At 64.6% G+C, this 13626-nt stretch carries 9 protein-coding genes and 1 pseudogene; 6 read left to right on the top strand and 4 right to left on the bottom strand.

Features of this window, described 5'->3' with window-relative positions; all coding sequences use genetic code 11:
- The first annotated feature begins 3 nt into the window (after positions 1–3).
- Genes B5V02_RS13760 through B5V02_RS13745 form a run of 4 tightly spaced genes read left to right on the top strand, consistent with a single transcriptional unit; the run spans position 4 to position 3555 of the window.
- Positions 4–1065, top strand: coding sequence for an ABC transporter permease (locus tag B5V02_RS13760; RefSeq protein ID WP_111544710.1), 1062 nt, complete (start codon positions 4–6; stop codon positions 1063–1065).
- Positions 1062–1982 (top strand): nickel transporter permease, encoded by a 921-nt coding sequence (gene nikC, locus B5V02_RS13755; RefSeq protein ID WP_111544709.1) that lies wholly within the window; start codon positions 1062–1064, stop codon positions 1980–1982. Before B5V02_RS13760 ends, nikC begins: the two co-directional genes overlap by 4 nt.
- Complete coding sequence (locus B5V02_RS13750) at positions 1979–2812, top strand: ABC transporter ATP-binding protein (RefSeq protein WP_111544708.1); 834 nt, start codon at positions 1979–1981, stop codon at positions 2810–2812. The genes nikC and B5V02_RS13750 overlap by 4 nt, the downstream gene beginning before the upstream one ends.
- A complete protein-coding gene (locus tag B5V02_RS13745; RefSeq protein WP_111545385.1) occupies positions 2809–3555 on the top strand; it encodes an ABC transporter ATP-binding protein in 747 nt (248 codons plus the stop codon). The genes B5V02_RS13750 and B5V02_RS13745 overlap by 4 nt, the downstream gene beginning before the upstream one ends.
- 217 nt (positions 3556–3772) lie before the next feature.
- Here the strand turns inward: B5V02_RS13745 and B5V02_RS13740 are convergent.
- The 3 genes and pseudogenes from B5V02_RS13740 to B5V02_RS13730 all read right to left on the bottom strand — a co-directional run bounded on the left by B5V02_RS13740 (position 3773) and on the right by B5V02_RS13730 (position 9076).
- Positions 3773–6873, bottom strand: a pseudogene (locus B5V02_RS13740) (efflux RND transporter permease subunit).
- Positions 6873–7949, bottom strand: coding sequence for an efflux RND transporter periplasmic adaptor subunit (locus B5V02_RS13735; protein WP_111544707.1), 1077 nt, complete (start codon positions 7947–7949; stop codon positions 6873–6875). Before B5V02_RS13735 ends, B5V02_RS13740 begins: the two are co-directional and overlap by 1 nt.
- Entirely contained in the window at positions 7946–9076 is a 1131-nt protein-coding gene (locus B5V02_RS13730) for an efflux RND transporter periplasmic adaptor subunit (RefSeq protein ID WP_111544706.1), read from the bottom strand. Before B5V02_RS13730 ends, B5V02_RS13735 begins: the two co-directional genes overlap by 4 nt.
- Positions 9077–9317: 241 nt before the next feature.
- Here B5V02_RS13730 and B5V02_RS13725 point away from each other — a divergent pair, with 241 nt between their 5' ends.
- On the top strand, positions 9318–10595 hold the full coding sequence (locus tag B5V02_RS13725) for a 4-aminobutyrate--2-oxoglutarate transaminase (RefSeq protein ID WP_111544705.1): 1278 nt from the start codon (positions 9318–9320) through the stop codon (positions 10593–10595).
- 31 nt (positions 10596–10626) lie between these two features.
- Here the strand turns inward: B5V02_RS13725 and B5V02_RS13720 are convergent, their stop codons facing one another.
- On the bottom strand, positions 10627–11880 hold the full coding sequence (locus B5V02_RS13720) for an NAD(P)/FAD-dependent oxidoreductase (protein WP_111544704.1): 1254 nt from the start codon (positions 11878–11880) through the stop codon (positions 10627–10629).
- A gap of 450 nt (positions 11881–12330) precedes the next feature.
- Here B5V02_RS13720 and B5V02_RS13715 point away from each other — a divergent pair, with 450 nt between their 5' ends.
- On the top strand, positions 12331–13623 hold the full coding sequence (locus B5V02_RS13715; RefSeq protein WP_245445961.1) for an imelysin family protein: 1293 nt from the start codon (positions 12331–12333) through the stop codon (positions 13621–13623).
- The last annotated feature ends 3 nt before the right edge of the window (positions 13624–13626 follow it).

The following is a 13626-nucleotide window of genomic DNA, read 5'->3' as shown; positions in this document are numbered from 1 at the left end:
AGCATGAGCGCGATTGAAAACGAGGGCGGGCGCGGCAGCGCCCGCGCCGCCGCCCTTGCATCATCGCTCGGCCGTTTCCTGGTCATCGCGATCACGACCTATCTTGGTCTGCTCGCGGTCACCTTCTTCATCGGCCGTGTCATCCCGATCGACCCAGTGCTGGCGGTGCTCGGCGATCGCGCGCCGGCCGATGTCGTCGAACGCACGCGCCGCGAGATGGGCCTCGACCTGCCACTGGTCGAGCAGTTCTACATCTATGTGAAAAGTGCACTGCACGGTGATTTCGGCACCTCCGTGCTGACCACCAATCCTGTCATGACCGATATTCGCCGCGCCCTTCCGGCAACGACGGAACTGGCGACGCTGGGAACACTGATCGGTGCGCTGTTCGGCGTGCCGCTCGGCGTGCTGGCCGCGGTCAGGCGCGGCAGTCTCATCGACCAGATCGTGCGCATCATCGGCCTGATCGGTTATTCCGTGCCGATCTTCTGGCTCGGGCTGCTGGCGCTGGTGCTGTTCTACGCCAAGCTGCAATGGGTCGCCTTCCCGGCACGGCTCGACGTCGTCTACGAATACACTTTCACGCCGATCACCGGCTTCTATCTGCTGGATTCCCTGTGGCAGGGGCAGTGGGATGTTTTCTATGATGCCTTCCGCCACATCATCTTGCCGGCCTCGCTGCTCGGCTATTTTTCGCTCGCCTATATCAGCCGCATGACGCGCTCGTTCATGCTCAACGAGCTGGCGCAGGAATACATCGTCGCGGCGCGCGCCAAGGGCCTGTCGGAAACCCGCATCATCTGGGGCCACGCCCTGCGCAACGCCGCGGTGCCGATGGTGACGGTGATTGCGCTTTCCTACGCCGGGCTGCTCGAAGGCTCGGTGCTGACCGAGACCGTGTTTTCCTGGCCGGGCATCGGCCTCTACATCACCAACTCGCTGCAGAATGCCGACATGAACGCCGTGCTCGGCGGCACCATCGTCATCGGCTCGGTGTTCATCGCCATCAACCTTCTCTCCGACCTGCTCTACCGGGTGCTCGATCCGAGGACGAAGTCTGCATGAGCGCCGACGCCATCCAGAGCCGTCGCGACTGGCTGCTCAGCGAGCGGCCAGCGTCGCGCATGCAGGCGAGGCTTGGCCGCGCCTATGTGGCGTGGCGGCGTTTTTCCGCCAACCGGCTGGCGTTTCTCGGCCTGCTGATCATCATTGCCCTGCTGGTCGTTGCCGCCCTTGCCGGCGTGCTGGCGCCCTATTCGCCGACATTCGGCGACCTCAAGGGCTCGCGCCTGCTGGCGCCGAGCGCCGAGCACTGGTTCGGCACCGATGACCTTGGCCGCGATATCCTCTCGCGCATTCTCTACGGCTCGCGCTGGACGCTCTACGTGGTCATCCTGGTTGCCATCATCGCCGCACCGATCGGCCTGCTGGTCGGCACCGTCGCCGGCTATGCCGGCGGCTGGACCGATGCGATCCTGATGCGCATCACCGACATCTTCCTCGCTTTCCCCAAGCTGATCCTGGCGCTGGCCTTTGTCGCGGCCTTGGGCCCCGGCATCGAGAATGCGGTGCTGGCGATCGCCATCACCTCGTGGCCGCCCTATGCGCGTATCGCGCGTGCCGAAACGCTGACCGTGCGCAATTCCGATTACATCAAAGCGGTGCAGCTGATGGGCGCTTCGCCCTTCCGCATCGTGCTGCGCCACATCATGCCGCTCTGCATCTCCTCGCTGATCGTCAGGGTGACGCTCGATATGGCCGGCATCATCCTGACTGCCGCCGGTCTCGGCTTCCTCGGCCTCGGCGCGCAGCCGCCGCTGCCGGAATGGGGCACGATGATCGCGTCCGGACGCCGCTTCGTGCTCGATCAATGGTGGGTGGCCGGTGCGCCGGGCTTCGCCATCCTGATCGTCAGCCTTGGCTTCAACCTGCTCGGCGACGGCCTTCGCGACGCGCTTGATCCCAGGAGCGGTGACCAATGAGCACGCTTCTCGACGTCGAGGACCTGCGCGTCACCTTCCCGACCCGCACTGGGCTGATCGAGGCGGTGCGCGGCGTGTCTTTTTCGCTCGGCCGCGAACGGCTTGGCATCGTCGGTGAATCCGGTTCGGGCAAATCGCAGACCGGCCGCGCCATCATGGGGCTGACGCCGCCGCAGGCCCGGATATCGGCGAACAAGCTCGCCTTCGATGGCATCGACCTGCTCAGCGTCTCGCCACGCGAACGCCGGGCGCTGCGCGGAAAACGTATCGCCATGATCCTGCAGGACCCGAAATATTCGCTCGACCCGGTGATGAGCATCGGCCGCCAGATCGTCGAGACGCTGCGCACGCATGAAAAGGTCGGCAAGGCCGAGGCGCGCGACCGCGCGCTGGCCATGCTGGAGGCCGTGCAGATCCGCGATCCCGCTCGTGTCTTCGACCTGCATCCGCATGAAGTGTCCGGCGGCATGGGCCAGCGCGCCATGATCGCCATGATGCTGATCGCCGGACCGGAAATGATGATTGCCGACGAGCCGACCTCGGCACTCGACGTCACTGTGCAGCTCGACGTGCTCGGCATTCTCGACCGGCTGGTCAGCGAGCGCGGCATGGGGCTGATCTTCATCTCGCACGATCTGCGTCTGGTCTCGTCCTTCTGCGACCGCGTCATCGTCATGTATGCCGGCAAGGTGGTCGAGCAGCTCAAGGCGTCCGAACTCGGCCGTGCCCAGCATCCCTATACGCGCGGCCTGCTCAACTGCATGCCCAAGATCGGCGCCGACCGTCACCCGCTGCCGGTGCTCGACCGCAAGCCGGAGTGGGCGGCATGACAGCAGCGATTGCCGTAGACAGGCTGGAAGTGATCTTCGACCGCTTTCGCGCGCTGAAGGGCGTCAGCCTCGACGTGCAGCCGGGCGAATCCTTCGGTCTGGTCGGCGAATCCGGCTCCGGCAAATCGACGCTGCTGCGAGCCATCGCCGGCCTTGCGCCGGTCGCTTCGGGCAGCATCACCGTCAATGGCAAGAAGCTTGGCGCACGCCGCGACAAGGCCTTTTACCGCGAAGTGCAGATGGTTTTCCAGGATCCGTACGGCTCGCTGCACCCGCGTCAGACCGTTGACCGTCTCTTGCAGGAGCCGCTTGCCATTCATGGTTTTGCCGATGGCGAAAAGCGCATCCAGCGGGCGCTCGACGAGGTCGGCTTGGGCAACGGTTTTCGCTTCCGCTACTCGCATCAATTGTCGGGCGGCCAGCGCCAGCGCGTGGCGATCGCGCGCGCGTTGATCCTCGAGCCGTCGATCCTGCTGCTCGACGAGCCGACCTCGGCGCTCGACGCCTCGGTGCAGGCGGAGGTGCTCAACTTGCTTGAAGAGGTTCGCCGGCGGCGCAAGCTGACCTTCCTGATGGTCAGTCACGACCTCGCCATCATCACCCATATGTGCGAGCGGCTGATGGTGATGCAAAGCGGCGAGGCGGTGGAGAATCTCGCGGCGGCCGACCTTGTCGAGCGCCGCGTGACCAAGGATTATACGCGCAATCTCTTGCGGGCGAGCGATGGGTTCGTGAGGGCGTAATTTCTATCGCTTACTTTGCGTTCCTTCCCACCCCCTCTGTCCTGCCGGACATCTCCCCCGCAAGGGGGGAGATTGAACGCTCAGCCGCCTTCGCCAATCGCCACAGTTGCAGGAGTAAACGGGGTGCCGAAGCTGCCGATCTCCCCCCTCGCTGGGGAGATGGCCGGCAGGCCAGAGGGGGGTGTGACGGATCGCGGCGTAACTCGAGATTTCCGTCTCAGGCTGCCCCACCTTCCGCCACTGTTTCCCCGTGCGCGCCTTCACTTTCCTGCCTCTGCTTCGGCTCCTTGATCCGAAACCACGCCACATAAAGCGCCGGCAGGAACAGCAGCGTGATCGCCGTGCCGGCGATGATGCCGCCCATCATGGCATAGGCCATCGGTCCCCAGAATACCTCCCGAGCGATCGGGATCAGCGCGAGGCTCGCGGCTGCTGCCGTCAGCGCAATCGGCCGCATGCGGTGCTCGGTCGCCTCGATCACCGCCGCCCAGCGGTCCTTGCCTTCGGTGACGAGGTCCTCGATCTGCACGATCAGGATGACCGAGTTGCGGATCAGGATGCCGATCAGCGCCAGCACACCGAGGATGGCGACGAAGCCGAGCGGCGCGCCGCTAGGCACCAGTGCGGCCACCACGCCGATCAGGCCGAGCGGCGCCACAGCAACAACCAGGAACAGGCGCTGGAAGCTCTGCAACTGCACCATCAGGATGGTCGCCATGACGAACAGCATCAGCGGCACGACGGCGGCGATCGGTCCCTGGCTTTTAGCGCTTTCCTCGACCGAGCCTGCGGTCTCAACCGAATAGCCCGGCGGCAGTTTGGCGATGAAGGCATCGACGGCTGGCTTCAGTTCATTGACCACGGTCGCTGGCAGCGTGTCGCCGACCAATCCGGCGCGCACGGTGATCGTCGGAATGCGGTTACGCCGCCACACCGTCGGCTGCTCCAGCTCGTAGCGGAAGTTGGCCACCGCCGCGAGCGGGATCGCCTCGCCGGTGCTGGTCGGCAGCTGCATGTTCTGCAGTGTCCTGATCGAGCCGCGTTCGGCATCGCGTGAGCGCGCCACGACGTTGATCAGATAGGTGGCGTCGCGCACCTGGGTGATGGTGGCGCCGCCGACCGTGCTGTTCAGCGCGCTGGCGATATCGGAGGAGGTGATGCCGAGCTGGCGCGCCTTGTCCTGCAGCACGTCGACCCTCAGCACACGCTGCGGCTCGTTCCAGTCGAAGGTTGGCGCGGCAAGCTTCGGATTGGTCGAGATGAGGCCGGCGAATTGCTGCGCCAGGCCGCGCACCGTCTGGATGTCGGGTCCGCCGACGCGGTACTGCACCGGGCGGCCGACCGGCGGCCCCAGCTCGAGCGGCTTGACGAAGGCATCGGTACCGACGAACTCCTCGCGCAGCAGCTTCTCCAGTTGCGGCTTCAGCCGGTTGCGCGCTTCGATGTCTTGGTGACGATGACCGTCTGGCCGAAATACGGATTGGCCGGTTGCACGTCGAAGGCGAGCAGGAAACGCACCGCGCCCTGGCCGATATAGGAGCTGAAATGGTCGATGTCGGGGTTGCTGGCCAGCGCGCGCCCTTCGAAACGCTCGATCTGGTCCCGCGTCTCGGTGATCGATGAGTTCTGCGGCAGGTTCCAGTCGACGATCAGCTCCGGCCGGTCAGAAGGCGGAAAGAACTGCTGCTGGACGAGGCCGAAGCCGGCTATCGAGCCGGCAAACAACAGCACGGTGGCGATGATGGTCAGCCAGTGATGCCGCACAGAGCCGAGTAGCACGCGCCGGAACAGTGACGTGAAGCGGCCCGGCTGGTCGTGGTGCTTTGTCTTCATCGTCGCCGGAAGAATTGTGACGCCGAGTAGCGGCGCAAACAGCACTGCCACGATCCATGATACCAGAAGCGATACGGCGATGACGACGAACAGTGTGAAGGTGTATTCGCCGGCGGCGCTGTTGTTGAGGCCGATCGGGATAAAGCCGGCGACCGTCACCAGCGTACCGGTCAGCATTGGGAACGCAGTCGATGTGTAGACGTAAGTCGCTGCTTTGCGCAGATTGTCGCCGACCTCAAGCCGCGCCACCATCATCTCGACCGCGATCATCGCGTCGTCGACCAGGAGACCGAGCGCAATGATCAGCGCCCCCAGCGAGATGCGCTGCAGCGAGATGCCGAGATAGGCCATGACCGTGAAGGTGATGGCCAGCACTAGCGGGATCGACAGCGCCACGACGAAGCCGGCGCGCATGCCTAGGCTTATGAAGGACACCGCGAGCACGATGGCGACCGCCTCGAACAGCGCGCGCGTGAAGCCCGAGACGGCCTCCTCGACGATGACGGGCTGGTCCGCGACCAGATGCACACCGACGCCTACCGGCAGGTCGGCCAGCACCTTGTTCATCTCCGTGTGCAGCGCCTCGCCGAACTGCAGCAGATTGGCGTTGGGCTTCATGCCGATGGCGAGCGCGATGGCATCCTGGCCATTGAAGCGGAACAGCGCCGTCGGCGGATCGACATAGCCGCGCGTGATCGTCGCCACGTCGCTCAGCCGGAAGAAGCGGTCGTTGACGCGCAGATTGATGGCACGCAGACTCTCTTCGGAAGTGAACTGGCCACCGACGCGCACGCTGATGCGCTCCGGCCCGGACTCGATGACACCGGACGGCGTGATCGCGTTCTGCGCTTGCAGGCTGGCAACGATCGCTTGCTGGTTGAGGCCAAGGGCGGCGATCTGGCGGGTCGAGAATTCGAGATAGATCGCCTCGTCCTGCGCGCCGACGAGATCGACCTTGCCGGCATTCGGCACGGTCAGGATTTTGGTGCGGACGTCCTCGACATAGTCGCGCAGCTGGCGCGGCGTCAGCCCGTCCGACGTGAAGGCGTAGATGTTGCCGAAGACATCGCCGAAGCGGTCGTTGAAGAACGGTCCCTGCACGCCTTGCGGAAACTGCGTCCGGATGTCGTTGACCATGTTGCGCACCTGAATCCAGTTCGACACGACATCGCGCGCCTTGGTGGTGTCCTTCAGGTTGACGAAGATGACGGTCTGGCCGGCGGTGGTGACGGATCTGGTGAAGTCGAGGCTGTCGAGCTCCTCGAGCTTCTTCTCTATGCGGTCGGTCACCTGCTGCCCGGTCTCCTTGACCGACGCGCCCGGCCAATTTGCCTGGATGATCATCGTCTTGATGGTGAAGTTGGGGTCTTCCTCACGACCGAGATTGAGGTAGGAGAAGATGCCGGCCACCACGAAGACCAGCATGAAGTACCAGACCATGGAGCGGTGGCTGAGCGCCCAGTCGGAGAGATTGAAGCCCTTCATCAGACGCCGCCCTCCGGCACTTTGACCTTTTGGCCTTCGCTCAGGCTGTGGACGCCGGCGGTGACGACGCGCATACCGGCTTCCAGCCCTCCGGCGACGGTGAAGGTAGCGGCGCCCTTGGCGGCGACCTTGATATCTTTGGCGTTAACGCTCGATGTCTGCGGATCGACGATCCACACCTTGTCGACGCCGTCCTTCTCAAGCAGTGCCGACATGGGCAATTCTATCGTCGGCGCAACCTTGGTCACGCGGGTCGCCGTCACTGTCGAGCCGAGTCGGAAGGCTTGCGGCGGATCGGTGAGCGTCAGACGCACGCGCCGCGTGCGGGTCGAGCCTTCGGCCTGCGGCGCGATCTCGCGCAGCTTGGCCTCGGTCTGGATCGTCGGCAGCGATTGCAGGATGACCTGGAATGGCGTGCCGGCCGTGAGGTCACCGATCAACTGGTCGGGAATGTCGACCACCGCCTCGCGCAGGTCCGAGCGCGCCACCGTGACGACCGTCTGGCCAGGCGAGACCGTCTGGCCGACCTCGGCGCCGGTGGCGGTGACGACACCGTCGAAATCCGAGAACAGCCGGGCGTAGCCAAGCTGCTCCTGCGATTTGGCAAGCGAGGCCTTGGCCCGTTCGACGCCGGCCTCCGCCGCTTTCCTCGCCTGCTGCGCGGAATCGAAGACCGCCTGCGTGGTGTTGGCGGCGGCAAGCAGTTGGCGCTGGCGTTCTTCGCTGGCTGCGGCGTCGGCGAATTGCGCCTCGGCATTGGAGAGTTCCGCCTTGGCGGCCTGGACGGCCAGCTCCAGTGCGGTCGGGTCGAGCGCGGCGATCGTCGTGCCCTTGCTGACGATGTCGCCGACATTGACGTCGCGCGACACAACCCGGCCAAGCAGGCGGAAGGCGAGGTCGGCACTGACCTGCGGCTCGACCGAGCCGGCAAAGCCGTAGGTCTGGGTGGTGCGCGGCTCGATGACCACCGACAGCACCGGCCGGATGATCTCGGGCGGCTTTTCCTCGGACTTCGAGCAGGACACGAGCGTGCCAAGTGCAAACAGGCCAAGCACAAGGTGCGGCAGCCTTCTCATTGGCCCGCTCCCGATATCTCGACCGTTTGCCCGGGACTGAGCAACTGCCCGCCTGCCGTAACGACGCTTTGGCCTTCGTTCAGGCCGCTGGCGATGACGACCGTGCCCGATTCGAATGCCAGCACCTCGACCGGCGCCGTCGCAACCGCCTTGGTCGAGGGGTCGACGATCCAGACAGCCGGTTTGCCGGCAGTGGAGGTGAGCGCCTGCCAGGGCAACAGGATAGCCTTCGCCGGCCTGGCGCTGACCGAGCCGATGACAGCCGCTCCCAGTGGCATGCCGGCGGGCGTGTCGGGAATGGCGACCTTGACCCGGATCGAGCCCGAAGCCGGATCCACCGCTGGCGATACTTCGCGCACCTTGCCCACGGCCTTCACCTGCGGGTCCGACAACAGCGTGATCGTCACCGCCGGCGATGGCGCCGTTTTGGCGACCAATGTTTCCTGGACATTGAACACCGCGTCTCGATCGCCGTCTTCGGCGACGGTGAAGACGGTCTGCGCCGCCTGCACCACCTGTCCAGTTTCGACCTGGCGGGCGGTGATGACGCCGGCGGCACCCGCCTTGAGCTCGGTGAAGGACAGGTTCTGCTGGGCGTTGGTTAGTGCGCTCTGCGCGGCATCGACACTACCTTGCGCCACCTTCAGCGCCTGGTCGGCGGCGTCATAGTCGCGCCTGGTGGTAAAACCCTGGGCAAGCAGCGTCTTCTGCCGCTCGAAGGCTGCGGCGGACTGGGTCAGCTGAGCCTGCGCGGCGTCAAGATCGGCCTGTGCCGAGCGCAAATCGGATTCCTGCTCCTGCGGATCGATGCGGGCGAGCACGGCACCTTGATCGACATGCTGGCCGACATCGACCAGGCGCTCGGCGACGCGGCCACCGACCCGGAACGACAGATTGTTCAGCGTGCGCGCCGCGATCACGCCGGTCAGCGAGGTCCTTGGCGAAAAGTCTGCGATCGCGACTGTCTCGGTGCGCACCATCACCGGCAGCCTCTGTTCGGCCTCCTGCTTCTGGCAGCCGGCAAGCAGCAGACTCGCCATCGCCCAGGCAAGGATCGAGGCGTTTCGAAACGGCAAAAGGCTGGGGGGCGATGGCTGCAAGGCGGACGATGTCGCGTTCCTGCTCATGGCTTCCCCTGCCTGCGTAGGACGCTCCCCACCGCGGAGCCTCGCGGGCCGTCCGAAGATAATCGATCCCGGGGAAAAGGGAACCTCTCTCGTACGCGTACCGGTCGACTGGTTAAGGCGGCGCCGGGCGACAGGCCCAATCGCCTGTTGACGGTGCCGACTTGAGGAAAACGTGAAATAAGGTCAGAAGACGTGTCAGCGACATCAAACAAGAACGGGCGCCGGCCCGATGAGGAATCCCATGAAGAATTCAGCCATTTCCGAACGCAAGAACCAGTCGATCTCGCGCGGCGTCGGCATGACCACGCAAATCTACGCGGACCGGGCTGAAAACTCGGAGATATGGGATGTCGAAGGCCGCCGCTACATCGACTTCTCGTCGGGCATCGCCGTCGTCAACACCGGCCATCGCCATCCGAAGGTGATCGAGGCGGTCAAGGCACAGCTCGACCGCTTCACCCACACCTGCCACCAGGTGGTGCCCTATGAGAGCTATGTGCGGCTGGCCGAACGGCTTAACGGCATGCTGCCCGGCAAATTCGAGAAGAAGACGATCTTCGTTACCACCGGCGCCGAGGCGGTCGAGAATGCCATCAAGATCGCCCGCAACGCCACCGGCCGTGCGGCGGTCATCGCCTTCGCCGGTGGCTTCCACGGCCGCACCTTCATGGGCATGGCGCTGACCGGCAAGGTCGTGCCCTACAAGGTCGGCTTCGGCGCCATGCCGGGCGACGTCTACCACGCGCCGTTCCCGGTGCCGCTGCACGGTGTGTCGGTCGCCGATTCGCTGGCCGCACTCGACCGGCTGTTCAAGGCCGATGTCGACCCGGCCCGGGTTGCCGCCATCATCATCGAGCCGGTGCAGGGCGAGGGTGGCTTCTACGACGCGCCGCGTGAGTTCCTGACGGCGCTACGCAAGCTCTGCGACCAGCACGGCATGCTTTTGATTGCCGACGAAGTGCAGACCGGCTTTGCCCGCACCGGCAAGATGTTTGCCATGGATCACCATGAGGTGGCGGCCGACATCACCACCATGGCGAAAAGCCTGGCCGGCGGTTTCCCGCTGGCCGCGGTCACCGGCCGCGCCGAGATCATGGATGCGCCCGGCCCCGGCGGGCTCGGCGGCACCTATGGCGGCAGTCCGATCGGTGTCGCCGCCGCGCATGCCGTGCTCGATGTGATCGAAGAGGAGAAGCTCTGCGACCGCGCCAACACGCTGGGTGCAAGGCTGAAGCAGCGGCTGCAGTCGATCCGTGACGACGTGCCCGAGATCGTCGATATCAGAGGCCTCGGTTTCATGAACGCGGTCGAGTTCAACGACGTCAAGAAAGGCCTGCCGTCGGCCGAGATCGCCAATGCGATCAGGCTGAAGGCGCTCGACAAGGGGCTGATCCTGCTGACCTGCGGCGTCTTTGGCAACGTCATCCGCTTCCTCGCACCAATCACCATCCAGGACGGTGTCATGAACGAGGCGCTCGACATTCTGGAAAGCGCGATCCGCGAAGTCTGCGCCGCCTGATCGGCGGGGCGCCGGCCTGAAGGGCGCGGTATTATCCTGCCGCTCTGGCGGGCACGCTCTCGAGGAAAGCAGCCAGCGCCGCTTTCAGGCCTTCGGGGCCAGTCGAAATCGTCTGCGGCGTTGGCGAGAAGCCTGCGCCGAGCATCTTGCGACCAAGCATGTGGTCGCCTGGGCGGTTGACGGATTCGATGCCGAGCAGCCGGTCTCCGGCATAGTGATAGATCGAGAATTTGTTGTCGGGCAGGTCGCCCAGTACGACATGGCTGTCGCCGCCGGCGGTCAGGCCGACCATCTGCAGCTTCATGTCGCCGATGTCGGACCAGAACCACGGCACCGCCGAATAGGCGTCGGCATGGCCGGTAATGGTGCGTGCGGCGAGCCGCGCCTGGTCGGTGGCGTTCTGCACCGATTCCAGCCGCACGTCGCCGCCGGTGAACCAATGCCGGTAGGAAGCGGCGTCGCCAATGGCGAGAATCTCAGGCACCGAGCTACGCATCTGGTGATCGACGCGGATGCCGTTGGCGACAGCCAGGTCTGCTTCCTGCGCCAGTTCGACATTCGGCACGGCGCCGATGCCGACGATGACCATGCGCGCCGGCAGCCTTTCGCCGGCGGAGGTGATCGCGGACACGACATGGCCGTTTTCGCCTTCGAGCCGGGCAATGCTGGTGCCGGTAAGGATGCGCACACCGATAGCTTCCAGCCTTTGGCGGACATGGCTCGCCACGACAGGCGCCACGGCGCGGCCGAGCAGCCGGTCGAGCGCTTCGACCACCGTTACCGTGCGGCCGGCCGCCCGCAGCGTCGCGGCAATTTCCAGCCCGATGAAGCCGCCGCCGAGGATGACGACATCGTCGCTCTGTGTGCTCAACTCGCGGATCAGCCGCGCGTCGGCCAGCGAACGCAGCGACAGCACGCCGGAAAGATCCGAGCCGGGCAGCGGCAGGGTGCGTGGGCGCGAACCGGTCGCCAGGATCAGGTGATCGAAGCCAAGCGCACCGCCGCCGGCGATGTCCAGGTTGCGGCGCGCGGCATCGATACGGTCGATCCTGACGCCAGGCCGGTAATCGATGGCGCTGCCGGTGTAGAAGGCTTCGCCGCGCAGCGGTTGCGGTTTGGCCGCGGCATCCTTGATGAAGGTCTTCGACAGCGGCGGCTTGTGGTACGGCAGTTCGTTCTCGTCACTGATGAGGATCACCGGTCCGTCATAGCCCTCCTCGCGCAGGCTTGCGGCCGCTTGCACGCCCGCATGACCCGCGCCGACAATGACCACACCGTTCTTCATCGCACTCCAATCCCGGTTCGATTCTAGGACGTCTCGCCAAGTGGCAATTGTCTGGCGCCGCCGCAAGAGCGCTTTTGCGGGTCGCACCCGGAATGGCGGCTGTCAATCGCACAGTTCAGCAGCAAGACCTGGCGCAGGCCGATACATAAAGTTGACTGTCGTAGTTTAGAATAATTCTAAACTGTTGTTTCAATTGGCTTTTCCTGTCGATTTTCATTGACTTCCACCAACGTCGAAGCTTTATGGAGGCTCGCGCATTGGCGCATCCCTTTGATGTCTGGGCCTTGAACCCTTTCGATTGGAGGCATTTCGGTGTCTTTCTTCCGCAGACCACGTCTTGTCGTGGCCATTTTTTTGCCGGATGGCGTTGCCTGCCTGACTTGGTGCAGGCCGCCCGTTGCCGCGCCCCTATTTCAGTGAATTCCTGAGGAGATGACAATCATGAGAGCGATGATAACGGCACGGTATGGCGGCAGGCTCGCCGCGATCGGCGCCACGGCCCTGCTGACGGCGGCGGTGTTCGTGCTGCCGGCCAAGGCGGAAACCGATGCGAAGGCGGTCATCAAGACCTATGCCGATATCGGGCTCGCCAAATATGAGGATTCGCTGACCACGGCGCAGGCGCTCGACAAGGCGGTCGACGCTCTGCTGGCCAATCCATCGGCGGAAACCCTCAACGCCGCCCGCGACGCCTGGAAGGCATCGCGTGTCCCCTACCAGCAGACCGAAGTCTACCGTTTCGGCAACAAGATCGTCGACGATTGGGAAGGCAAGGTGAACTCCTGGCCGCTCGACGAAGGGCTGATCGACTACGTCGCCAAGAGCTATGGCACCGAATCGGATGCGAATTCGCTCTATACGGCCAATGTGATCGCCAACAAGGAGATCGAGATCAACGGCAAGAAGGTCGATGCCACCAGCCTGACGCCGGAATTCCTCTCCGGCACGCTGCAGGAAGCCGGCGGCATCGAGGCCAATGTCGCCACCGGCTATCACGCCATCGAGTTCCTGCTGTGGGGCCAGGACCTGCATGGCACCGGCCCAGGCGCCGGCGAGCGCCCCTATACCGACTACGACCTCAAGAACTGCACCGGCGGCAATTGCGACCGCCGCGCTCAGTATCTGAAGTCAGCCAGCGACCTTCTGGTTTCCGACCTTCAGGAGATGGTCGGCAACTGGAAGGAAGATGGCGCTGCCCGCAAGAACCTCGTCGACGGCGAGCCGAACACCGCCATCTCGATCATCTTCACCGGCATGGGCTCGCTGTCCTACGGCGAACTCGCCGGCGAACGCATGAAGCTCGGCCTGCTGCTGCACGATCCGGAAGAGGAGCATGACTGCTTCTCCGACAACACCTTCAATTCCCATCTCTACGACGCCATCGGTATTCGCGCCGCCTATCATGCCAGCTACACCAGACTCGACGGCAGCGTCGTCTCGGGGCCTTCGGTGGCCGATATGGTGAAGGCCGCCGATCCGGCGATCGACAAGGAACTGTCGGGCAAGCTCGATGTCACGGTTGCCAAGATGGAGGCGATCAAGGCGCGGGCACTGGCCGGCGAGGCCTATGACCAGCAGATCGCCGAGGGCAACACGGAAGGCAACGCCACCGTGCAGGCGGCGATCGACGCGCTGATCGACCAGACCAAGTCGATCGAACGCGCCGTCGGCACCCTGAAGCTCAACGCCATCGCCTTCGAAGGCTCCGACAGCCTCGACGCGCCGGACAAGGTGTTCAAGTAACGT

Source organism: Mesorhizobium kowhaii (assembly GCF_003253745.1).
Lineage (GTDB): Bacteria > Pseudomonadota > Alphaproteobacteria > Rhizobiales > Rhizobiaceae > Mesorhizobium > Mesorhizobium kowhaii.
Note: the sequence above shows the minus strand (reverse complement) of the source record. Positions and strands in the feature narration are given on the sequence as shown.

Bases quoted from the DNA above. Each gene is read 5' to 3' on its own strand.
- nikC (WP_111544709.1), top strand. From the start codon at position 1,062: ATGAGCGCCGACGCCATCCAGAGCCGTCGCGACTGGCTGCTCAGCGAG.
- B5V02_RS13715 (WP_245445961.1), top strand. From the start codon at position 12,331: ATGATAACGGCACGGTATGGCGGCAGGCTCGCCGCGATCGGCGCCACG.
- B5V02_RS13725 (WP_111544705.1), top strand. From the start codon at position 9,318: ATGAAGAATTCAGCCATTTCCGAACGCAAGAACCAGTCGATCTCGCGC.
- B5V02_RS13730 (WP_111544706.1), bottom strand. From the start codon at position 9,076: ATGAGCAGGAACGCGACATCGTCCGCCTTGCAGCCATCGCCCCCCAGC.
- B5V02_RS13720 (WP_111544704.1), bottom strand. From the start codon at position 11,880: ATGAAGAACGGTGTGGTCATTGTCGGCGCGGGTCATGCGGGCGTGCAA.
- B5V02_RS13750 (WP_111544708.1), top strand. From the start codon at position 1,979: ATGAGCACGCTTCTCGACGTCGAGGACCTGCGCGTCACCTTCCCGACC.
- B5V02_RS13745 (WP_111545385.1), top strand. From the start codon at position 2,809: ATGACAGCAGCGATTGCCGTAGACAGGCTGGAAGTGATCTTCGACCGC.
- B5V02_RS13760 (WP_111544710.1), top strand. From the start codon at position 4: ATGAGCGCGATTGAAAACGAGGGCGGGCGCGGCAGCGCCCGCGCCGCC.
- B5V02_RS13735 (WP_111544707.1), bottom strand. From the start codon at position 7,949: ATGAGAAGGCTGCCGCACCTTGTGCTTGGCCTGTTTGCACTTGGCACG.